The sequence below is a fragment of the Microcystis sp. M144S2 genome (genome assembly GCF_020246065.1).
Classification (GTDB): domain Bacteria; phylum Cyanobacteriota; class Cyanobacteriia; order Cyanobacteriales; family Microcystaceae; genus Microcystis; species Microcystis ichthyoblabe_A.
This window is the reverse complement of record NZ_JADBTR010000090.1, coordinates 1-20,857: the sequence shown is the minus strand read 5'-3', so window position 1 is coordinate 20,857 and position 20,857 is coordinate 1. Positions and strand designations below refer to the sequence as shown.

The 20,857-nt window shown below is 43.9% G+C and carries 21 protein-coding genes; 9 read left to right on the top strand and 12 right to left on the bottom strand.

All coding sequences use genetic code 11. The annotated features are described in order from the left end of the window. From IM462_RS11555 to larC2, 5 genes are all read left to right on the top strand, one after another. The coding region (locus IM462_RS11555) for a transposase (RefSeq protein WP_036400142.1) at positions 1-113 on the top strand (113 nt) is incomplete at its 5' end. A gap of 480 nt (positions 114-593) precedes the next feature. Further along, positions 594-1,229 (top strand): FeoA family protein, encoded by a 636-nt coding sequence (locus tag IM462_RS11550; RefSeq protein ID WP_287700199.1) that lies wholly within the window; start codon positions 594-596, stop codon positions 1,227-1,229. 42 nt (positions 1,230-1,271) lie between these two features. After that, positions 1,272-3,596, top strand: coding sequence for a Fe(2+) transporter permease subunit FeoB (feoB, locus tag IM462_RS11545; RefSeq protein WP_287700198.1), 2,325 nt, complete (start codon positions 1,272-1,274; stop codon positions 3,594-3,596). 109 nt (positions 3,597-3,705) lie between these two features. Then, positions 3,706-3,945 carry a FeoC-like transcriptional regulator gene (locus IM462_RS11540; RefSeq protein WP_072024896.1) on the top strand — a complete coding sequence of 80 codons (240 nt, stop codon included), beginning with the start codon at positions 3,706-3,708 and terminating at the stop codon, positions 3,943-3,945. A 306-nt stretch (positions 3,946-4,251) separates the two neighbouring features. Further along, entirely contained in the window at positions 4,252-5,619 is a 1,368-nt protein-coding gene (gene larC2, locus IM462_RS11535; protein ID WP_287700197.1) for a nickel pincer cofactor biosynthesis protein LarC2, read from the top strand. A gap of 40 nt (positions 5,620-5,659) precedes the next feature. Here the strand turns inward: larC2 and IM462_RS11530 are convergent, their stop codons facing one another. Together IM462_RS11530 and rpsD are read right to left on the bottom strand one after the other, a co-directional pair. Then, positions 5,660-6,112 carry a DUF29 domain-containing protein gene (locus IM462_RS11530; RefSeq protein ID WP_287700196.1) on the bottom strand — a complete coding sequence of 151 codons (453 nt, stop codon included), beginning with the start codon at positions 6,110-6,112 and terminating at the stop codon, positions 5,660-5,662. 214 nt (positions 6,113-6,326) lie between these two features. Then, positions 6,327-6,935 (bottom strand): 30S ribosomal protein S4, encoded by a 609-nt coding sequence (gene rpsD, locus IM462_RS11525; RefSeq protein WP_002798058.1) that lies wholly within the window; start codon positions 6,933-6,935, stop codon positions 6,327-6,329. Between the two features lie 344 nt (positions 6,936-7,279). Between rpsD and IM462_RS11520 the strand changes: the two genes are divergently transcribed. Continuing rightward, on the top strand, positions 7,280-7,780 hold the full coding sequence (locus IM462_RS11520; RefSeq protein WP_287700195.1) for a bifunctional nuclease family protein: 501 nt from the start codon (positions 7,280-7,282) through the stop codon (positions 7,778-7,780). Positions 7,781-8,032: 252 nt separating this feature from the next. Here the strand turns inward: IM462_RS11520 and IM462_RS11515 are convergent, their stop codons facing one another. The 3 genes from IM462_RS11515 to IM462_RS11505 all read right to left on the bottom strand — a co-directional run bounded on the left by IM462_RS11515 (position 8,033) and on the right by IM462_RS11505 (position 11,363). Next, a complete protein-coding gene (locus IM462_RS11515; protein ID WP_287700194.1) occupies positions 8,033-8,293 on the bottom strand; it encodes a type II toxin-antitoxin system RelE family toxin in 261 nt (86 codons plus the stop codon). A 170-nt stretch (positions 8,294-8,463) separates the two neighbouring features. Next, positions 8,464-9,678, bottom strand: coding sequence for an ABC transporter permease (locus tag IM462_RS11510; RefSeq protein WP_287700193.1), 1,215 nt, complete (start codon positions 9,676-9,678; stop codon positions 8,464-8,466). A gap of 110 nt (positions 9,679-9,788) precedes the next feature. Further along, complete coding sequence (locus IM462_RS11505; protein ID WP_287700192.1) at positions 9,789-11,363, bottom strand: glucose-6-phosphate isomerase; 1,575 nt, start codon at positions 11,361-11,363, stop codon at positions 9,789-9,791. Positions 11,364-11,562: 199 nt separating this feature from the next. Between IM462_RS11505 and dusB the strand changes: the two genes are divergently transcribed. Further along, entirely contained in the window at positions 11,563-12,570 is a 1,008-nt protein-coding gene (dusB, locus tag IM462_RS11500; protein WP_287700191.1) for a tRNA dihydrouridine synthase DusB, read from the top strand. A gap of 94 nt (positions 12,571-12,664) precedes the next feature. Here dusB and IM462_RS11495 read toward each other — a convergent pair whose 3' ends face one another. From IM462_RS11495 to IM462_RS11480, 4 genes are all read right to left on the bottom strand, one after another. Beyond that, complete coding sequence (locus tag IM462_RS11495) at positions 12,665-14,491, bottom strand: AAA family ATPase (RefSeq protein ID WP_287715212.1); 1,827 nt, start codon at positions 14,489-14,491, stop codon at positions 12,665-12,667. Between the two features lie 168 nt (positions 14,492-14,659). Beyond that, entirely contained in the window at positions 14,660-14,866 is a 207-nt protein-coding gene (locus tag IM462_RS11490; RefSeq protein WP_287700189.1) for a type II toxin-antitoxin system HicA family toxin, read from the bottom strand. A 14-nt stretch (positions 14,867-14,880) separates the two neighbouring features. Then, positions 14,881-15,084, bottom strand: a complete 204-nt coding sequence (locus IM462_RS11485; RefSeq protein WP_287700188.1) for a type II toxin-antitoxin system HicB family antitoxin — start codon at positions 15,082-15,084, stop codon at positions 14,881-14,883. 13 nt (positions 15,085-15,097) lie between these two features. Further along, on the bottom strand, positions 15,098-15,415 hold the full coding sequence (locus IM462_RS11480) for a helix-turn-helix domain-containing protein (RefSeq protein WP_287700187.1): 318 nt from the start codon (positions 15,413-15,415) through the stop codon (positions 15,098-15,100). Between the two features lie 564 nt (positions 15,416-15,979). Here IM462_RS11480 and dprA point away from each other — a divergent pair. Beyond that, positions 15,980-17,128, top strand: a complete 1,149-nt coding sequence (gene dprA / locus IM462_RS11475) for a DNA-processing protein DprA (RefSeq protein ID WP_287700186.1) — start codon at positions 15,980-15,982, stop codon at positions 17,126-17,128. Between the two features lie 9 nt (positions 17,129-17,137). On the opposite strand, the gene trxA is transcribed toward dprA, so the two are convergent. Beyond that, on the bottom strand, positions 17,138-17,470 hold the full coding sequence (gene trxA, locus IM462_RS11470; RefSeq protein WP_194017377.1) for a thioredoxin: 333 nt from the start codon (positions 17,468-17,470) through the stop codon (positions 17,138-17,140). A gap of 376 nt (positions 17,471-17,846) precedes the next feature. On the opposite strand from trxA, the gene IM462_RS11465 reads away from it, so the two are divergent. Then, complete coding sequence (locus tag IM462_RS11465; RefSeq protein WP_287700185.1) at positions 17,847-19,052, top strand: acetate kinase; 1,206 nt, start codon at positions 17,847-17,849, stop codon at positions 19,050-19,052. Between the two features lie 4 nt (positions 19,053-19,056). Here IM462_RS11465 and IM462_RS11460 read toward each other — a convergent pair whose 3' ends face one another. Both IM462_RS11460 and IM462_RS11455 read right to left on the bottom strand, forming a co-directional pair. Further along, on the bottom strand, positions 19,057-19,608 hold the full coding sequence (locus IM462_RS11460; protein WP_287700184.1) for an anti-sigma factor family protein: 552 nt from the start codon (positions 19,606-19,608) through the stop codon (positions 19,057-19,059). A gap of 113 nt (positions 19,609-19,721) precedes the next feature. Next, the gene (locus IM462_RS11455; RefSeq protein WP_002759776.1) at positions 19,722-20,378 is read right to left on the bottom strand and encodes a sigma-70 family RNA polymerase sigma factor; all 657 of its coding nucleotides are present in this window, start codon (positions 20,376-20,378) and stop codon (positions 19,722-19,724) included. Positions 20,379-20,857: the final 479 nt, after the last annotated feature.

Here is a 20,857-nt window from a genome sequence, read left to right as displayed (position 1 = left end):
CAGTGGAAGGAATTAATAATAAACTGAAGGTGATTAAAAGGAGAGGCTATGGATTTAGAAACTTTAAAAACTTTAGTCTTAGATGTTTATTAAATTGGCATTTTGCTAGTTGATTTTACATGGTAAGTTCGGAAGAACCGGGAAAGTTTACCAATTACTCGTTTTTCTGGGTGTTCAGGGAGCCACCAGTAACCTTCTCTTTCAAATTCGTCAATCATATTAGCTGATCATTAAGTTTGTAGTATAAATATACCTTTTCGCATTGTAGCGAATTTAGTACAAGGTAACTAACAAATTTTCGGCATTAATGAAGATTTTCGTCTCTCAGCGATCGCCATGGATCAGAGACCGGTGACTTTTTTAAAGAAAAAATTTTCTTTTCTGTCTCCCCTTTGGGATTACACTGGTAATTGAGAATAATTAGCATTTATTTTTAGCGATCGCAAGTCTTAGACAGTTTCAAAACCGTTGACTGAGGCTGACAGTAGTGCAGTTCTCACCCTTTGGCTACTTCAGTAAACTCGATGAGCTATTAAGGAATTATTATCACTCTTAAATGAAAGACCTTCATTACCTTTGGAGATAAGAAAAGCATGGACGATAAAATTAGACCTAATGCCCCAGAAAAACCAGAAAAATCGCCAAATAAAGCCCAATTTTCCCCTTGGGGTGGTAAAAAGACAGAATTAGATAATGTCACTCCCACGGGTAATGACTTTGCTGCCACTTATCCTTTAGCACAAGTGGAAATGGGAAAAACCGTCTGGTTAGTGGGATTTCAGGGGACAGGAGGGATCAATCGACTCCTAGGTATGGGATTAAACCCCGGCATTCAATTACAGGTAATTAGCTCCCAACCGAGGGGATCAGTTTTAATTGGCATTCAAGACAATCGTATCGGTATCGGGGCGGAAATGGCCGAAAAAATCCTCGTTAGTGACATTCAACCGAAAAAACTGGAACCCAAAAAAGACCTACCTGAAGTAAGAACATTTCTGCGGGAGATACCCATAGGAAAAGCGGGTAAAGTCGTCGGTTATGACCGAACATTGCGCGGATACAAAGGAAAATTGTTATCAATGGGATTAACTCCGGGGACAGAGTTTACCGTTATTCGCGTCGCACCTTTGGGGGATCCCGTCGAGATTCGAGTGCGGGGATTTCATCTCAGTCTGCGTAAACAGGAGGCAGACACTTTAATCGTCGAAGAAATAGACCCAAAAAGCTAAATTTAATCATCTAAGCCTATTCATCACTCAATATCCTAAATTATGGTCAAACCGATTATCGCCTTAATTGGCAATCCTAACTGTGGCAAAACTACCCTTTTTAATGCTCTCACCCGGTCCAATCAACGGACCGGCAACTGGCCGGGAGTAACAGTCGATCGCAAAGAGGGACAATTTCAAGTTAACGGGGAAGATATCACCCTTGTGGATTTACCCGGAGTCTATTCCCTTGATGTGGAAGAAGGGGAGACAGGAATGGATGAATTAGTCGCTAGGGACTATCTACTGTCAGGAGAAGCGGATTTAGTGATTAATATCGTCGATGCTGCCAATTTAGAGCGTAATCTCTACCTGACTACCCAAATCATGGAGATGCGTTTACCGATGTTGATTGCCCTGAATATGATGGATGTGGCCAAAACTAGGGGTATTGTGGTTAATCCGCAACTCTTAAGCGTTCGCATGGATGCAATTGTCGTCCCGATTAGTGCGGTTAAAGGGGAGGGAATCGGAGAATTAAAGCAAAAAATTGGGGAATTAGTCGATGATATTAGCCATACTGCCGCTTATGTGGCTTATCCTGCGGTAATTGAGGAAGCTCTGAGCGAGATTGTTGCCTACATTAACGACCATAGCAGTAAAAGGATCGTTGAGCCAAGATGGACTGCTTTAAATCTACTGCAATACGAGGATCGCATCGCCCCAGAATTGCGCTCCCAGGAACTATTAAGCATTATCGTCAAGCATAGACGACAAATACACCAAGTTTTAGGGGAAGACCTTGATATTTTAATTGCTGATACTCGTTATGGCTTTATTCAACAAGTTACTCAGGGAGCCACTCAACGGACTGGACAGATAAATGATACCATGTCCGACCGCCTCGATCGGATTGTTCTCGATCGCTGGTTAGGAATTCCGATATTTTTGGGCGTAATGTACCTAATGTTCTTATTTACCATCAATGTTAGTGCTGCCTTTATCGATTTCTTCGATTTAACTGCCCAGACTATCTTTGTCGATGGTTTGTCCCAAGTTTTACAAACAATCCATACCCCGGGTTGGCTAATTGCTCTGCTCGCTGATGGGGCGGGGGGAGGTGTGCAAACCGTCGCCACTTTTATCCCCGTAATTGGCTTTATGTTCCTCTTTTTGTCAATTTTAGAGGATTCCGGCTATATGGCCCGGGCAGCCTTCGTCATGGACCGATTGATGCGTTTGGTGGGATTGCCGGGTAAATCCTTTGTCCCCATGCTAGTGGGATTTGGTTGCAGTGTACCGGCAATTATGGCCACCAGGACCCTAGAAAATTCCCGCGATCGTTTAATGACGATTATGATGAACCCTTTTATGTCCTGTGGGGCCAGATTACCTGTTTATGCCCTATTTGCCGCAGCTTTTTTCCCCATAGGTGGTCAAAACATCGTTTTTGGTCTTTATATCTTAGGAATTCTCGCCGCTATTTTGACGGGATTGGTGATGAAAAAAACCCTACTCAAGGGAGAAGTCAGTCACTTTATTATGGAATTGCCTCCCTATCATCTACCGCGTCTAAAAGGGGTTTTAATTCGCACTTGGGAACGTCTGCAAGCGTTTTTGTGGAAAGCTGGACGAGTTATCGTTTTAATGGTGATGATTTTGGGACTACTCAACTCCGTCAGTTTTGATGGTTCTTTTGGTAATCAAGACAGCGAGCGATCGGTTTTAAGTGCTACCAGTAAAGCTGTAACTCCTATTTTCTCACCCATGGGACTAGAACCGGAAAATTGGCCGGCAACGGTGGGCATTTTTACGGGAGTTTTTGCCAAAGAAGCGATGGTAGGCACATTAAACTCAATTTACAGCCAACTAGCGGGGGAAGATAACCCGAATAAGGGGGCAGCACAGGTAAAATTCGACTTTTGGGGGCAAATTCAGGAAGCTATCGCCACTATTCCCGCCAATTTAGCGCAATTACCCAATCAATTACTTGATCCCTTGGGTTTAAATATTGGTGATTTGCAAGATCAAAAAACGGCTGCCGAGAAGCAAGAGGTAGATTTAGGAATCTTTGGCGCAATGGTGAAAAGATTTGATGGTCAAGCGGGTGCTTTTGCCTATCTATTGTTTGTTCTGCTCTATTTTCCCTGTGTTTCGGCCACATCGGCAGTATATCGCGAAACTAATGCCGGTTGGACTGCTTTTATTGCCTTCTGGACCACAGGAATGGCCTATATTGTTGCCACTTCCTTCTATCAAATCGCCACTTTTTCTCGACATCCGGGATTTTCTCTTTTTTGGATAGTCTTGATGGGTTTAACCGTAGTCGGGGTTTTATTCACCTTAAAAAATCTCCGTCCCCGAAAAATCAACCGTCCGGCAATTTAAAAGTAGGGTGGGTTAGGCGACAAAAAGCTAGGCAACTAACAAATTATTTAGATTCGCCGTAACCCACCGCAATCAAGCAACTTTTCTCGATTTTTTTCGCTTATAAACCATGATTTTAACCGATATACAGGCTTATCTTGCCAAAAATCAGAAAGCATCTCTGTCTGACTTATCTACACACTTTCGGATGTCAGCGGATGCCTTAAGTCCTATGCTCGATCGCTTGCTGAAAAAAGGGCGAATTCGCCTGATTTCCCTAGAAAAATGCGGAGGATGCAGCCGTTGTTCCCCGGAATCTATGGTTTTTTACGAATGGATTGAGGGCAATTCCACAGGGACAAACAGATAAAAGTTTAATACTACATAAGTGATCTAACTATTAAGATAAGTAGGTAGGTGTTGAAAACTTTCAGATCCCCCCGCCTATCGGCACCCCCCTTATCAAGGGGGGCAGGGGGGATCGAACCTAAAATCCATTTTTAATTTAATTATAACCAGCTACTTAACTATTAAGATAACTGCTGTATTACCAGTCGCTTTCAACTGGGATAGTTAATTTCTGGCGAGGAACCAAAGTCACTCAACCGCAGAACCTCAAGGTTGTATAATCTTTAAGAGTTATTAAGCTTTGTATCAGTTTGCTCGGCAGCATTTAATGAATATACTTTTGCTGACATCATCTTTAGGTTTACTCCTAGCGATCGCTATCGTCGTCTATTTTGTTTCCTCTCGCAAGTACCAATCGTCGGACTCGGTGGCCAATTCCTACGACCAATGGACCGAGGACGGGATTTTAGAATATTATTGGGGCGAACACATCCATTTAGGTCACTACGGTTCCCCACCAGAAAAAAAAGACTTTCTACAGGCAAAAGCCGACTTTGTGGCGGAAATGGTCTCTTGGGGAGGTTTGGATAAACTACCCGCCGGTGCAACTCTCCTCGATGTCGGTTGTGGTATTGGTGGCAGCAGTCGCATTCTGGCCCGCGAGTACGGATTTGCCGTTACCGGTATCACCATTAGTCCCAAACAAGTGGCGCGGGCCAAAGAACTAACACCCCCAGATGTAAATGCTCGCTTTTTGGTCGATGATGCCATGGCCCTTTCTTTTCCCGACGAGAGTTTTGATGTGGTCTGGTCAATCGAAGCTGGTCCCCATATGCCGGACAAAGCCGTTTTTGCTCGGGAATTACTGCGAGTTCTTAAGCCGGGGGGAGTCCTGGTGGTAGCGGACTGGAATCAGCGAGATGACCGTCAAAAACCGCTCAATTTCTGGGAAAGTCCTGTAATGCGCCAACTTTTGGATCAGTGGTCCCACCCCGCTTTTGCCAGCATCGAAGGTTTTGCCGAACAGTTAGCGGCCACGGGATTGGTAGATGGGGAAGTGATGACTGCTGACTGGACAAAAGCCACGGGGGCAGCTATTGTGACAACTTTAGCTAAAAGTTTCGGTAAACCGCCGAAAATGCAGTTAGAAAAGGTCGGTTTAGGAGCAGGGACAAAAGATTTACCGATTCCCAATCTTGTCCGGCTTTGGTTAGGGAAAAAAGAATCAGAAAAGCTAGATGAAAGCGAAACCGTGGCAGTTTTAGAAACTCAAATTGATGACTTAAATCCGCAAGCGATCGCCTATTTAAGCGAGGCTTTATTACAAGCGGGGGCTTTGGATGTATTTAGTCAAGCAATTACTATGAAAAAATCTCGTTTGGGGATACTTTTGACAGTAATTTGTGGCTTGGATAAAATTGCTATTTGCGAAAATATGATCTTTCAGGAAACCACAACTTTAGGCATTAGAAGGACAATTCAAGAGCGATCGATCTTAAAAAGAGAGATACAATCGATCGATACTGTCTATGGTAAAATTCGGCTAAAAGTTGCCTACAAAGAGTCAATTAATCAACCGATTACCGTACAACCAGAATACGAAGATTGTGCCGCTATTGCCCGTCAGCATCATCTACCTTGGCGATTTGTTCATCAAATGGCCTTGGCTATTTGGCAAGAAAAAAATCAGTCTTGACAGCAGGGCGATTTTCTCCTAAAACTGCTATATCCATTGTTCAAAAGCTATTTTCAGGAAAATAATCACAATTTAAAACCTGTTCTTGGGTAAAAGGACAATCAACCGGAAAAGTTTCTTTTGGTAAATTAGTTTCATTTACCGTCCCTCGCACTGCTTTTTGATAACATTCTGCGAAAATATCGGCTAAATAGGGTTTTAAGCTAGGACTATCCCTGAAAATAAGCTCTAATTGTTCTCTTTGTTCATCAATGGTATTTATCCAGCTATTAGTCCGTTTTTCTGGTTGATATTGCCATTTAAGTAAGTGCATCAAGAGAACTTTTAAACGACTGAATACCTCCCGTCTATTATTACGTCCCATATCGGATATTTCTTCGATTAAGTTATCTAAATCGAGGGCTGCTAAATTACCCTTTTTTAAGTGATTTACGGTTTGCTCAAGCCACAAGTTAAAATCTGTTTCATAAAGCTGAGATAATTGATTTTTCATGTTGATAATATCCCATTTAGAAGTGGGTGCTAACGGACTACTCTCTTAACTGTAACTGTTCAAGGGAGGTATCAGTAGGGGGAGCCGGTTGAGGTTCTGCCATTCGCAGTCGGATGTTAGCCAGCCCCATGTACAATCAAAAACACTAAATTTAACCAATAAAATAAGGACGCTGCCAATTGCGTCCTCAAGGTATCTGGAAAAGGCTTTTTTCCTAGACTTTCCGAGAGTAGTATTCCACTACTAACAGTTCATTAATCGAGAGGGCAATCCATTCTCTTTCCACAACGCCATTCACTTTGCCCACGAGGGTGTTTTTGTCAAATTCCAAATGACTCGGCAGGTTGGCTAAACCGGGGTATTCCATATTTCTTTTGACGAGATCCTGGGAACGCTCTTGATTTCTAACTCCAATCACATCACCCGGACGGCACTGATAACTGGCAATATCCACAACTCTACCGTTAACGGTGACGTGACCGTGATTGACTAATTGTCGCGCCCCCGGAATTGTCCCAGCCATACCGAGACGGAAAACGGTATTATCCAGACGCATTTCTAGGAGTTGCAGCAGTACCTGACCGGTGGAACCAGTAGCCCGGCGAGCTTTGCGGACATAGCGAATTAATTGTTTTTCGCTGACACCGTAGTTAAAACGCAGTTTTTGTTTTTCTTCTAGACGAATGGCATATTCTGAACGTTTTTTGCGGGCCTGGCCATGTTGCCCGGGTGCATAGGCACGACGGGCATTTTTACGGGTTAGGCCCGGTAATTCCCCTAAACGACGCACAACGCGCAAGCGCGGTCCTCTATAACGAGACATACAGACAGTCTGCTCCTATTTAAATTTATCCCAAAACTATTATCATAGCACAAATTAAGTAATTTAGTTGGGTGTGGGGAAGTGGGGTGTGGGGTATGGGGTGTGGGGTGTGGGGTGTGGGGAGTTTTCTCAGTGAACTGATAACTGATAACTGATAACTGATGACTGATAACTGATAACTGACTCCTGCCTCCTGATGGCAGGTGATGTATTTTTTTCATTAAAGATGAGGCTAATCTCCGCCATCTTAGGGCATACTGTGAGTGTAACGAAGCACTATATTATTCAGGTTGCTTTCCCACTCCTTCCCTAGCTGAATCTCTATCTTGGAGAAGCCATAAGCCATGATCGAAATGAAAGTCGCTGGAATTGCCCTAGACGCTATCACTCGCAGTCCCATTGTACTGCTGAAGGATGGTTCCGAGCGTCGCGCCCTACCTATCTACATCGGACAAGATCAGGCTAAGGCCATTATCACCGTCCTCGAACAACAAAAGTCCCCTCGTCCCCTTACCCACGATTTGATCGCTAATATTTTTAAAGCTTGGGACATGGATTTAGAAAAGATTATCATCCATTCTCTCCAGGATAATACTTTTTATGCTGTCCTCTGTCTCCAGCGCGGCGAAGTCAAAAAAGAAATCGATTGTCGTCCCAGTGATGCGATCGCTATTGCCCTGCGTACCAACAGTCCCATCTGGGTAATGGAAGAAGTGATCGCTTCTGCTTCTATTCCTGTTGATCGTGATGCGGATGAAGAGGAACGTCAAGCTTTTCGCAATTTCGTCTCCAATCTTAGCCCCTCAGACCTGATCCAACATCGCGGTGATTTTAGTGAGCAGTGATCTTGAAGCGGTCAGCCGTCAGCCGTCGGCTAGATAAAAATGATAATAACAGGGAAATTACGGAGGATTCAGGCTTAGTCTGGTAGATATTCTAAGTGGGAAGGCTTATCTAATCAGGAGTTGTCTGTGCCAGATGGATAAGCTGTACTGAATTTAAACTGCGTATTGAAATTTTTAGTACAAATGCTCAAACTGCCTCTCCCTGCTCCGCAGCTCTGGCGCTCCCTTGCAGTCTTAACGAGTATAGTCATTTCAAATAAGTGTGATACAGTCTAGACCGACAAAATCCTTAAAAACTCTGGGATTGATATTCTCAATTTTAATTGAAATGACTATAACTCTATAGTCACCGACTCGAAGCTTGAAAAGACCAGTCAAATTAGCACTGAAAGCTTGAGGACTAAAATTGGCAAAATTGTCCGACAACAGGCGAACTTTACCGAAAATTTGCTCTTGAATAATTGCAGGGAGTGCTGCTAAATCAGCGATTGCTTCGGCTGTAAATTCTACCAAGTTAGGATATTACCAATTTAAGCCTAGTTTTTAAGCTACTTCCTCGGCTGAAATCCCCCTTTCTCCCTTTTCAGTCCGTCTTAGAGAGTCAAGAAATTGCTGCTTAATTTCAAGTTTCACTTTTTTGTCTTGGTCAGACTCGAGTAGGATAGATTGGATAGTTTCGGCAACTATAATCTTCTCAAAGCAACGATTGGGTCTAATTTAGCGGCACGATGAGCGGGAACAACACCGAAAATTAGACCGATGGCACTAGAAACTCCTAAAGCGAGAATTATCGCAGGGATTGAGACACTGGTGGTTAAAGCGGCAAAAATTCCCGCTAGATACATTCCTTGAATGCCGACAAAAATCCCGATAATTCCGCCAGTGGTGGCTAAAATCACCGACTCAATGAGAAATTGACCTTTTATATCCCCTTCTTTGGCTCCTAAAGCCTTTCTTAACCCGATTTCTTGGGTTCTCTCCGTGACTGACACGAGCATAATATTCATGACACCGATTCCCCCGACAAAAAGGGAAATACTAGCGATCGAGGCTAACATTCTAGTTAAACTATCGTTAGTTTCTTTAGCCATTTCTAAGACTGCGGTTTGGGGGAAAACCTGCACATAATTCTCATCGCTGACCTGATGACGCATTTGCAGCAGGTTGCTAATCTGAAACTGAGCGGCTTTAATTTGGGCAGAGTTTTTGGCCAAGACAGAAATATGAGTCAGGGGAATGCCATAGATAGCTCTGCGGCCTTGAACCTGATTAGACATGGTAGTTAGGGGAATTAAGGCTCGATCGTCCTGATTAGCCTCAAATAAGGAGCCTTTCGCCTGTAAAACTCCAATAACTTGAAAACTAAGATTGCCGATGCGAAGATTTTCGCCGACGGGATTGCGATTACCAAAGAGATTTTTGGCTAATTCCGATCCCAAGACAATCACGCGATTATCCCGTTTCAGGTCAGATTCCATAATAAATCTACCTTTAGATAGTTGACGGTTACGCACGTTTAGGTACTCGGCTCCCACCCCAATCAGGGGGCTATTACTGGTTCTATTACCGAAGGATAGGATTTTTTTACCGCTCAATTCCGGAGAAATGGCGGCAATGGCGGGAACTTGAGATGCGATCGCTTGAGCATCTTCGTAGGTGAGGGGCCGGGGATTCGGAATTGTCCGCCGGACATTGCGCGAGGAGGTGGAAACAAATAAAACATTCGGTCCGAGGGCTTCAAACTGCTCGAGGGCGACTTTTTGCGCTCCTTCACCCACTCCCACTAGGGCAATGACGGAGGCGTTACCGATAGCAATTCCCAGCATAGTCAGACCACTACGCAGTTTATTGCCCATCAAAGCGGAAAAAGCCATTTTCAGGTTTTCGAGCATTTCCATGGTTGGTTACATTCAGTGATCAGTAAACAGGGATAAAGATAAAGATAACTAACTAACTAATTAACTTAAAACTTACATCTGATAACTGATAACTGATAACTGATAACTGATTAGCGGGCAGAGATTTGGATTGTTTCCGGTTTGCTTAAATCGCCAGTAATAGTTAAACTGCGCTGATTAGCGTGGAGATGACGGACGATTTTATAGATAGGTTCAACTTGGTCACTAGCTCCGATTTTGGCCGCTAGTGTGGTTAGGTCGAGAGAAGTTCCCGTTTCCCGGACAACTTGCACGATTTTTCTTTGTAAATCCAGAATAGAAGCGGCGGCTTTTTTTCCTGCTTCTACCCCGGGTTGATGGTAGGCGTTAATGTTAACTAAACTAGCATAGAAACTAACGGCCCGTTCGTAGAGGGCAATTAAGGCCCCTACCTGACGGGGAGTAACCTCTGGGATCGTGATAGTGATAGAGTGACGACTGTTTTCGTATAAAGCTTGTCGAGTACCTTGCAGTAATCCTGAGAGGAAATCGCCGGCAGTGGAGCCGGTTTCCACTTCGATGGAATCTCCTTGTCGGTCTTTTAACACTTCAATAAAAGTGGCGAAGAAATTGGGAATCCCTTCGCGTAATTGTTGAACGTAGGCGTGTTGGTCCGTGGAACCTTTGTTACCATAGACGGCGATACCTTGGTACACCTTATTACCATCGAGGTCTTTTTCTTTACCGAGAGACTCCATGACCAATTGTTGCAGATAGCGGCTAAAGAGATAGAGACTGTCTTTGTAGGGCAGAATCACCATATCTTTCTCTCCCTTGCCGTTGCCCTCATGATACCAAGCTAGAGCAAGTAGGGCGCTAGGATTTTTTTTCAGGTTATGGACGCGGGTGGCGATGTCCATTTCTTTGGCCCCGGCTAACATTTCATCAATGTCGATACCCTGCAAAGCGGCCGGGAGAAGACCGACAGCGGATAGTTCTGATGTACGACCACCGACCCAATCCTGCATGGGGAAACGAGTTAGCCAATCTTGGGCGTATTTGTCCAGTTGGCTACCAGGCATAGTGACGGCGACTGCGTGTGGCGGAAAGTCTAAATCTTGTTTTTCGTAAGCGTTGCGGACTTCTAACATTCCGTTTCTCGCTTCGGGAGTGCCGCCAGATTTACTGGTGACGATAACCAGGGTGGTAGCTAGGGGTAAATGGCCTAGGGTGCGATCGATGCCTTTGGGGTCGGTATTATCAATAAAAGCAATCTCTAAGGGGGGATTAAGGGGGGATAGAGCCTCGGCAACGAATTGGGGACCCAAAGCAGACCCCCCGATGCCTACACAGAGAATATGGGTGAATTTTGACCGATTGGGTGGCTTAATCGCTCCGGAGTGAATTTTCTTGACAAATTCTTTGATCTGTGCTAGGGGTTCGGTGATTTCGGCCCGCAATTCCTGGTTAGGAGCGAGTTCAGGAGCGCGCAGCCAGTAGTGGCCGACCATACGCTGTTCGTCGGGATTGGCGATCGCACCCTGTTCTAAAGCTGCCATATCTTGGAAAGCACGCTCGAATTTTGCTTCTAGACCTTTGAGAAAAGCCTCATCGAAGGGAATCCGACTGACATCGAGATAAAGTTCTAGGTTAGGGTGATAGTATAACCAATCTTGGTAACGTTGCCAGAGTTGCAGATTATCCATAAAAAAAAGCGAAATTTTTGTTTAATTACTCGTTTAGGGGAGATAGGATTCTATCCTCTCCAATCATCATACAGGTAGTTTTAGACTAGAAGATGACGGTTAAGCATATATTAGGGGTTGGCAAAATACTAACAGTGACGGAACTATCCCCTAATTGTTCGGTTTGCTGGTTTTGGCTGTTGATTTTTTAACTGGTTCTATGGCTATCTACTCATCCCCTCTCAAAATCGGTAACTTAGAAGTGCATAGCCGCGTCTTGCAATCACCTTTATCCGGTGTCACCGATTTAGTGTTTCGGCGCTTGGTGAGACGCTTTGCTCCTGATTCGATGCTCTATACCGAGATGGTCAACGCGACAGAAATCTCCCAGCTGCAAGAGTTACCGCAATTGATGGTTATCGGGGACAAAGAACAACCAATTAGTATGCAGTTATTTGATTGCCGTCCCGATTTTATGGCTGTGGCGGCGAAAAAAGCGGTTAAAGAAGGAGCGATGACCATCGATATTAATATGGGTTGTCCTGTTAATAAAATTACTAAAAAAGGCGGCGGTTCTTCGCTTTTACGACAGCCAGAAATTGCCGAGCAAATTGTTAGGGAAGTGATGGGAGCGGTATCGGTGCCAGTAACGGTGAAAACTCGCTTGGGATGGAACGCTCAGGAGATTAATATTATCGATTTTGCCCGTCGTTTAGAAGATGCGGGAGCGCAAATGTTGACCCTGCACGCACGCACTAGGGAACAGGGTTATCACGGGCCGGCCGATTGGCAATGGATTAAACGGGTGAAGGAGGTTTTATCGATTCCTGTCATTGCTAATGGTGATATTGTTTCTGTGGAAGCGGCGATTAATTGTTTGGAATTTACCCGGGCCGATGGGGTGATGTGTTCGCGGGGAACCCTCGGTTATCCCTATTTGGTGGGGGAAATCGATTATTACCTCAAAACAGGCAAAAAGTTGCCGAAACCCACCTCTATTGACCTGTTAAGCCTAGCTAAAGAGCATTTACAGGGGCTATGGCTATACAAGGGACAACGCGGTATTTGGCAAGCGCGGAAACATCTGGCTTGGTATTGTCAGGATTTTACCGGTGCGGCGGTTTGGCGCGATCGTTTTTCGCGGATCGAATCCCTGGGGGAAGGCTGTGATTTAATTGATAGAGCTATTGCCCAATTAAACCTTGAAAACGAGAATATTTACAGATAACGATCGCACTCACAGGACGCAAACAACCTTTGCACCTTAACAATAAATTGGAATCGTTCCGGTACAGTAAGTTTGTGGGCTAGTCTGCATTTCATTAGTGAGTGCTATTAACGCTGTCAGCTTGGATATCTGAAAATTGATCACCTTGCTGATTACTTAGCCCAATAATATCTTCAATTAAAGTAAATACGGATTCAAACTGATCGAAGTCTTTCTTAGTACCATTGGTACATAACCATTCACAAAGATTCCGCTTCTCAGACTTATTGATCTCACAAATCTCTGGCTGAATCTCAGGTTTTCCACGAACAGTCTTTTTCACCTCTGGAGTTACATCGAAAAACTGGGGACGCAATTCCCGAAGGTTATTAATTGTGCTTGCTGGAATTAAGTTTTCAATTCCTTTTGAAATTGGGCTGTTAGAAACTGTAGGAATAACACGCTTTTTAACCATCTGCTTGTCAGAGTTCTCTTTTTTTGTGTCGCAATCGTAGATCAAGCCAACAATTTTTGGTAAAGCTATCATCAACCTGTTATTAGTGTAACTTTTCCAAATATTATCCAGACCTCCAAATCCGCCAGCATCATATAACTCAATTTGGTTTAGTATTAATTTTTTATCAAGAAGTGAAGCAGCTTTATGCAAATATTGGATATCATAATCACCCTCAACAAAGATAACTGGTTTTTGGGCTTTTTCTACCTCAGATTTAATTTTTTCTCTAAAGATATTTGATTCTTTATAAGAATCAAAAGCAGATTGAAATTCCTCAAATTCTTCAACACCAATCTTCACCCCTGCTGGAAGAGACAAAATTTCAAATCCAGTATCGCCAAATTGTGTTTTCATTCCCAACAAAAATAATGGTGAGTGAGTGGTGAGAATAAACTGAACTTTCGGGAATAGTTGAATAACTGCCGGTAAGAGATTGCACTGTAAATCGGCGTGTAAATGTGCATCAACCTCATCAATAATAACTACTCCACTCACATCTTCTAATTTTTCAAAGGATGCACCGGACATATCAAAGTCACGCAGAATCGATAAGACAATATTGAGAATTGAAGTTTGACCTGTTGAAAGCTGAAAAATATTAGGGATGAATACCGTCTCATTCTTCATAATAGATACTGTGCGATTCTGCCGAGGTCCAATTCCCAAACGAACATTCTCATCAGTTCTAAAAATCAGTTGAATAAGCTTTGTGATAGCATTCCAAATGTTGTTAGCTGTTCCCAGGTATCTTGCTTGAAGTAGATCTAAAGCGATGTCAAGAAGCCAATTTTTAGATACAGTGAGTGGTGATTGCTGAATGATCTGGCGGTTTGAAACTCTATTTATTCTTGTACGTTCGATGAATTCTGCCGTCGCTTTAAGATTTTGAGCATTTAACCAGGCTGGTTGTTCAAAACGATTTGCTGGAAAGTATAAGACGCAGTTGTTCTGAAATTGTTTTGAGACCTCTACTGGATTATTAATGAGATTTGCCTTGAACATTGATGCTTCATGTAAAGGAATCTCTTCAAACAAACTGTCAATTTCTGGATCACCGAAGTTTTTTACATAATCTTCTCTTGAGTGAGCAAGCTGCAACTCATAGCAACTAAAATCAGTGCCAAAGTTCACCCTCGCATAATAGTACGTCGATCCATTTCTTATGTATTGAGGACTGCGAAGTTTATAAACTTTACCTTCTTCCACTTCCGCATCATCAAAAGCAATCTGCTGTGCATTCATTAGAGCATTCAACAAGTAGGAAAGAAAAATACTCTTCCCAGAGCCGTTTGTGCCGACTAAGATAAGCGGTTTAGGGTTATCATTGCTGAAGGAAAAGTCGTAGTTGATTTTTTCAATTAATCCGATGTTTCTCAGAGTAATGTGCTTAAAGTACATAAAACCAGTTAGATTTACTAGAGCCAAAAAAGTCGTTTACTGAATTTGTCACTAACTAACAGTTTATTTTATGTCTCTGAAGATTGTCCACCTAACGGTTGAACTGACCAGCTATCATCAACCTTGAATGATATTATTAGTCTAACTCTCGGTACGGTGCAGTGATTGGTTAGACAGATGGACTTTAAATGAAGTTTATGGAGATTTACACTCTCTCTCTGGGATCATGGCTGTAATCATGATGTTACGCAATGTTCCAGCAGGTAAATCTCTCCCTTGATGGTAAGGTACGATAACTTGAGTATCTTGATCCCTGCCACGCCATTTTCTATGACTACCCTTCTGAGAGATCAGTTCAAAGTTATACTTGCGTAATATGCGCTCAACCTCGTCAGCATTCATTCTCCTGAGTCGAGTCATCCCACCATCACCTCACGGATTACTGCTCCGGGTAGAAGGTCGATAGCATCAGGTTGTAAATAAAGCTCGATCGCTTCGCGTATATTATTGAGAGCTTCCTCTTGTGTAATACCGACAGATGTGCATCCGGGCAGTTCCGGACACCAAATTGCCCATTCGTTTGTATCGGGATCGGGTTCAAGTATCACTCGCCATTTCATAGGGACTAAATCCTTAGAGAACTACCCAAGATGATAACAGATGGACTTCTTCTTGGCAGTTCTTTATTTGTTCTAACAAACTTGGCGGTAACTCTCCTTCAAAAAGTTTTTGCCAATAGGTAAAGATATTATGAGCCGTTGATTCACTCACTTGAAACATTAGTCCTAAGATTTGAAAGCTTAGATGATGTCTTAAATAAACCAACATTAGAACAATTTGTTCCTCTTCTGATAATTTAGGAGGTGTTCCGCTTCCTGGTTGATTAATCCTAATTTTGGTTTTTTCGATTTCTGATTGGTTTTTCCGATGTATAAGTTTCCCAAGTGCCATCAGTTGTTCTAGTTTTTGGTAGTCAATTCCTAATAGTCTTTTAGTGTGTTTCGGATATTTGTGAATGTATTCCCAAGTGTAGTTTTTTATGGCTTTTTTTGAATCACTATTTGTTTTATTACATCCTATTATTGTGATTTAATTAAATTAGGTCTAGGTCTATTTTGGGAGCTACTACTTGCCAGTATTATCTGTTGTCATGAGAGTTTTTCTTATTTTCTTTGTCCTTGTTTTTTAGTACGGAATGTGGGTTATACTTATAGCGTAGCTAATTTGCATGAGTAGGCTTCGGCCGTGAGACTTCGGACGTTCGGCGAGCTCAGTCGAGCGGACGGTGAGGCTTCGACGGTGAGCTCAGCCGAACCGCCTGTCGAACCGCCGCGTGAGCTTTTGTCGAACGCTCAGTAGTTCGACAAGAGTTCGGCGAGGCTCACTCGAGCCGCTCACTAACACGAACGCTCAGCCGAACGGTCTTCACCCGACATTTAAAATAAATTAAGGTCATCTGGCCGCAGTCGGTTTTAACCGACTGAAAATATTACCTGGTCTGAGGAGCTTTTTAAATTGACAGACGATCGCGTTTATTGGTTAGCATGGTCAAGTATTGCTGGAGTTGGGCCAATTTCCCTAAAGCGACTCTATCAGCATTTTGGCAGTGTCGCTGTGGCCTGGAATGCCACCGATACTGCGATCGCAGAAGGGGCGGGATTTGGCAAAAAGTTAATGGTAGCGGTACGGGAAGGGCGATCGCAAATTGACCCAGAAGCTCTTTTCGCCGAACATATCCAGAAAAATCCCCTTTTTTGGACTCCTAGCGACCCAGAATATCCCCGCTTTCTCCGGGAAATTCCCAGTCCTCCCCCCTTACTTTACTATCAAGGAAAGGTCAATTTAGAGGAAAATCAGGGAAATATCCCCACCGTCGCCATTGTGGGTACTCGTAACCCCACGGATCACGGCAGGCGCTGGGCGCGGCGCTTAAGTACCCTTTTGGCCCAACAGGGATTTACTATTGTTTCTGGTATGGCCGAAGGAATTGATGGAGAGGCGCACCAAAGCTGTTTAAAAGCAGGGGGAAGAACGATTGCCGTCTTGGGAACGGGGGTCGATGTGGTTTATCCTAGTCGTCATCGGCAGCTACACGCGGACATCCAAAAGCAGGGTTTAGTCATTAGTGAACATCCCGCCGCAACTCAACCGAATAAAGCCCATTTTCCCAGTCGTAATCGCATTATCGCCGGTTTAAGTCGCGCGACTATTGTTATCGAGGCCCCCGAAAGGTCTGGCTCCCTGATTACGGCCAGTTATGCTAACGAATTTGGCGGCGATATCTATGCTTTACCCAATTCTCCCGATATTGCTGCCGCTAGGGGTTGTTTACAACTGATTCATCAGGGAGCGGAAATTATCGTTTCTGAGGAGAAATTATTAGAAATGTTGGGGGCAATTCCCACCGCGAACCAATCCGCACCGGTTAATCTCTCCCCTTCACTCCCTCTAGAGACATCCCCAGTCGTTAATGCTGCTCCTCCAGTCAATCTAGAACCTAGACTAGCACAAGTGTATCAGTTATTTGACAGAGATGCCCTGTTGTTTGACATTATCGTTGAAAAAATGCAAATCCCCACCTCAGAAGTGGCGGGGATCTTATTGGAATTAGAATTAATCGGTTTAGTGACTCAGTTACCCGGTATGCGTTACCAGAAAACCTAGTCAACTCCTCTACAGGTGTTTATCTATGGTGGTAGCTAAAGTGGTTTTCGGTACAGCCCCGACCACCGTATCAACTTTTTGACCTTCTTTGAAGATCATCAGAGTAGGAATACTGCGAATCCCGTACTGACTAGCGATAATGGGGTTTTCGTCGGTGTTGAGTTTCACCACCTTGACTTGCCCTTCGAACTGTTTGGCAATTTCTTCGACAACGGGAGCCACCATTCGACAGGGGCCGCACCAAGGAGCCCAGAAATCCACTAGGACAAGGTCGGCACTATCTAAAACTTCATCTTTAAAGGTGGCATCTGTAACGGCAGTAACGGCAGTAACCTCTGACATACTTAAGAAATCCTCTAGTAATCACGGTTATCTAGAATACACAAAAATTTCATTCTAGAGATTCGTGGTGCGATGTTGACATTCCACTGGTGAAAAGGACGAGAACTAGCTCTAAATCCACTATAGAGGCCTTAACTTGCATCAGAGGTAGCTTCTTGGATTAATTTCACAAGGGGTATTCTTCTATTTTATAACCCTAGAGGCTCTATTTTGACTTTTTTTTGATAAAGTTTTGTAATATTGCCCGAGTCAAGGATGGGTGATGGCAGCCAGATAAAATTTTCTGGAAGAAAAACCCGAAAAGTCAGCGATTTTATCTAGGCTTAACCTGAGTTTGATTATGATCAGCACAAGCCCCTCCTAATTGAGCTTTTTTATGAAAATTCTGGTCTTAAATGCGGGATCGAGCAGTCAAAAAAGTTGTTTGTACGATTTAGAGTTTCTCCCTGGCCATCCTCCGCAACCAATTTGGCAAGCGGGGATCGATTGGACAGTTAACCCTGATTACGCGGTTTTAACGGTAAAAGCTCAGGGAATTAAACAGGAAATTAATCTTTCTAGTCAGGATCGTCCGGCAGGAATTGCTCGGATGTTAGATACCTTAGTCACTGGCGAAACTAAGGTAGTAGCCAACCTCGCCGACATTAGTATAGTCGGTCATCGAGTTGTCCATGGTGGCACGGAATATTCCCAGGCTACCATGATCACTCCCCAGGTCAAAAAAACGATTAAAAAGCTGATTTCCCTGGCTCCTAGCCATAATCCCGCTCATTTAGAAGGAATTGAGGCAATCGAGCAAGTTTTGGGCGATGTTCCTCAAGTAGCAGTGTTTGACACCGCTTTTCATCGTTCTATCCCTCCTGAGTCTTCTCTTTATCCCATTCCCTACCAATGGAGTGAACTGGGAATCCGTCGCTATGGTTTTCATGGCACCAGTCATCAGTACTGCTCCCAACGGGCCGCCGAATTGTTGGGAAAACCCCTAGAATCCTTGAAAATGGTGATCTGTCATCTGGGAAATGGTGCTTCCCTATCGGCAGTCAAGGGGGGTAAAAGTATCGATACTACTATGGGGTTTACTCCCCTAGAGGGATTGATGATGGGAACCCGCAGCGGTTCGATCGATCCAGGGATTCTGATTTATCTAGAGCGAGAATATCAATACAATCCCGATAGTTTAAATGGCTTACTCAATAAAGAATCTGGTTTAAAGGGAATTTCGGGTATTTCTGGGGATATGCGGGCAATTACCACGGCGATAGACGAAGGCAACGAGAGGGCAAAATTAGCATTTGAAATGTATATTCATCGTCTGAAAAGTTTAATCGGATCGATGATCGCTTCTCTGGAGGGGTTGGATGTGTTGGTATTTACGGCAGGAATCGGCGAAAATTCAGCTTTAGTACGGGAAAAAGCCAGTCAAGGCTGGTCTTTTTTGGGTTTAGAGTTAGATTTAGCTAAAAATGCCGCTCGTCCCCGGGATGAGGATATCGCCACCGAGACATCTAAAGTGCGAGTGATGGTAATTGCTACGGCGGAAGATTGGGCGATCGCACGAGAATGCTGGCATTTATCCCCATAGATCCTTACCTTTGGCCATTCTCTTTTGGCTTTTCCGCTGCGGGAATCTCCATAATTGGATGGTTGAGAGCAATCATCAAATGGTCTCCCTCTTGGCTAATACTGCTCGGACTGCTGGCCATTTGTGAGAGGGGATCGTTGCGTCCCGAGACGAAGTAGGAGCCAATAGCGATCGCCATGGCGGTGAAAATTGCGCCACCATAAACATAATATTGTCGACGACGCTGACCATCGACTTTTCTGAACACCTGTTCTGCCAATCGGTCGCTGGCAATAGTAACCGGTGCGGGAATCTGCCTTAAATTAGTTTGTAATCCCAAGAGCTGCCGATAGAGTTTTTTAGCGGCAGCATCATGGTCTAACCAATGCTGAACTAGCTTTCTTTCCTCTACCGTTACTTCGTTATCAATATAGGCGCTAATTAAATCGAAACGATGACTTTCCTCGTTATCCTCATCTAAAAACAAAATATCCTCGGCTGCGGAGTTGCAATCGCTGTCATCGTGACGTAACAAAGACTTGATCCATTGAACGTCTTCGGGTTGATAATTATTCATGGTTGACCTCGACCAGAAGCGATCGGTATGCAATCACTTTTTACCAGCACGGAGCTAGTTAAATTTAACGACTCCTCACTTCGGCCGTTAGTGCCGAATCACCACAATATTCTTTAGCCTTCTGTAAAATAGGGCTGTAAAACAGATTGTAATTTAGCGCGAGCGCGAGCAATGCGAGATTTAACAGTTCCTAAAGAAACTCCCGTCATCTCGGCAATTTCTTCGTAGGCCATCCCTTCAATTTCCCGGAGAATAATAGTTGTCCGAAAAGCTTCTGGTAAATCAGCGATCGCCGCTTGTAATTGATCGTAGAATTCGTGGGTGGTGAGATGTTCATCGGGACTGGGGTAATCGGACTCGATATCCCAATCGATTTCGCCATCTTCCACGCGTCGGGGAGCATCGAGAGAAATGGGGTGATTAACCCGCTTGCGTTTCCGCAATTCGTCGTAAAAAAGATTAGTAGCAATGCGACTTAACCAACCGCGGAACTTGAGGGGTTCATGGAGACGGTTAATATTGCGATAGACGCGAATCCAGACCTCTTGAGCCAAATCAGCGCGATCTTGCCAATCGGGAGCCAAATGATAGAGTAATTTATCAATATGAGCTTGATAGCGCCGCAGCAGTTCCGCAAAAGCTGCTCGATCGGGCTGGCACCCTTCCTGACAGCGTGCAATTAGATCGTAGTTGGAGAGTTTGTCAGGGGACACGGGGTTTTGAGACTTTTTGGCCTCAAGTGACCAAGATGCTGGAATCGATTGACTCATGGGATTTCCTCTAGGGATATAAACTCCTCACTCAGAGCTTGAGGACGGGAGAATTCAGTAAAGGTTCCCGAAAATAAATAATTTTTTTCCCATATTTTGATTCTAACCGATCGAACCGAGTTGCTGGACTGGGATTTGAGCGGGGCATTCAATCTCGTTCGACCACGGGGCTGAAAACCTTACTAAGCAGTTATTTCAGCTACTGCATCCCTATTTGATGCCTAAACAGTTCCCACCTATGAGAAACGCTATCACCGCCATCAAGAGCTAATTAGAACAAAATTACTAGATAAAAACAGCCCACCAGAAAAAGGGTAAATAGCTGAAAGGCTTACGTGGCAAGGGATAGAAAAAAGATCAAAAAATTTTGCCAAAAGGGGTTGACAAACTAGGGGAAGTTAGATACATTGGTAAATGCGCGGTTGAAGCAAAGCGAAAGCGAAGCGAAACAAACGACGCTGGAACCTAGACAAAACAAT

Bases quoted from the DNA above. Each gene is read 5' to 3' on its own strand.
- IM462_RS11505 (WP_287700192.1), bottom strand. From the start codon at position 11,363: ATGGATAATCTGCAACTCTGGCAACGTTACCAAGATTGGTTATACTAT.
- IM462_RS11460 (WP_287700184.1), bottom strand. From the start codon at position 19,608: ATGAATAATTATCAACCCGAAGACGTTCAATGGATCAAGTCTTTGTTA.
- IM462_RS11520 (WP_287700195.1), top strand. From the start codon at position 7,280: ATGATCGAAATGAAAGTCGCTGGAATTGCCCTAGACGCTATCACTCGC.
- IM462_RS11490 (WP_287700189.1), bottom strand. From the start codon at position 14,866: ATGAATGCTGACGAGGTTGAGCGCATATTACGCAAGTATAACTTTGAA.
- IM462_RS11455 (WP_002759776.1), bottom strand. From the start codon at position 20,378: ATGAGTCAATCGATTCCAGCATCTTGGTCACTTGAGGCCAAAAAGTCT.
- rpsD (WP_002798058.1), bottom strand. From the start codon at position 6,935: ATGTCTCGTTATAGAGGACCGCGCTTGCGCGTTGTGCGTCGTTTAGGG.
- IM462_RS11510 (WP_287700193.1), bottom strand. From the start codon at position 9,678: ATGGAAATGCTCGAAAACCTGAAAATGGCTTTTTCCGCTTTGATGGGC.
- IM462_RS11540 (WP_072024896.1), top strand. From the start codon at position 3,706: ATGATTTTAACCGATATACAGGCTTATCTTGCCAAAAATCAGAAAGCA.
- IM462_RS11550 (WP_287700199.1), top strand. From the start codon at position 594: ATGGACGATAAAATTAGACCTAATGCCCCAGAAAAACCAGAAAAATCG.
- IM462_RS11480 (WP_287700187.1), bottom strand. From the start codon at position 15,415: ATGGCACTTGGGAAACTTATACATCGGAAAAACCAATCAGAAATCGAA.
- larC2 (WP_287700197.1), top strand. From the start codon at position 4,252: ATGAATATACTTTTGCTGACATCATCTTTAGGTTTACTCCTAGCGATC.
- IM462_RS11465 (WP_287700185.1), top strand. From the start codon at position 17,847: ATGAAAATTCTGGTCTTAAATGCGGGATCGAGCAGTCAAAAAAGTTGT.
- IM462_RS11530 (WP_287700196.1), bottom strand. From the start codon at position 6,112: ATGAAAAATCAATTATCTCAGCTTTATGAAACAGATTTTAACTTGTGG.
- feoB (WP_287700198.1), top strand. From the start codon at position 1,272: ATGGTCAAACCGATTATCGCCTTAATTGGCAATCCTAACTGTGGCAAA.
- trxA (WP_194017377.1), bottom strand. From the start codon at position 17,470: ATGTCAGAGGTTACTGCCGTTACTGCCGTTACAGATGCCACCTTTAAA.
- IM462_RS11485 (WP_287700188.1), bottom strand. From the start codon at position 15,084: ATGAAATGGCGAGTGATACTTGAACCCGATCCCGATACAAACGAATGG.
- dusB (WP_287700191.1), top strand. From the start codon at position 11,563: ATGGCTATCTACTCATCCCCTCTCAAAATCGGTAACTTAGAAGTGCAT.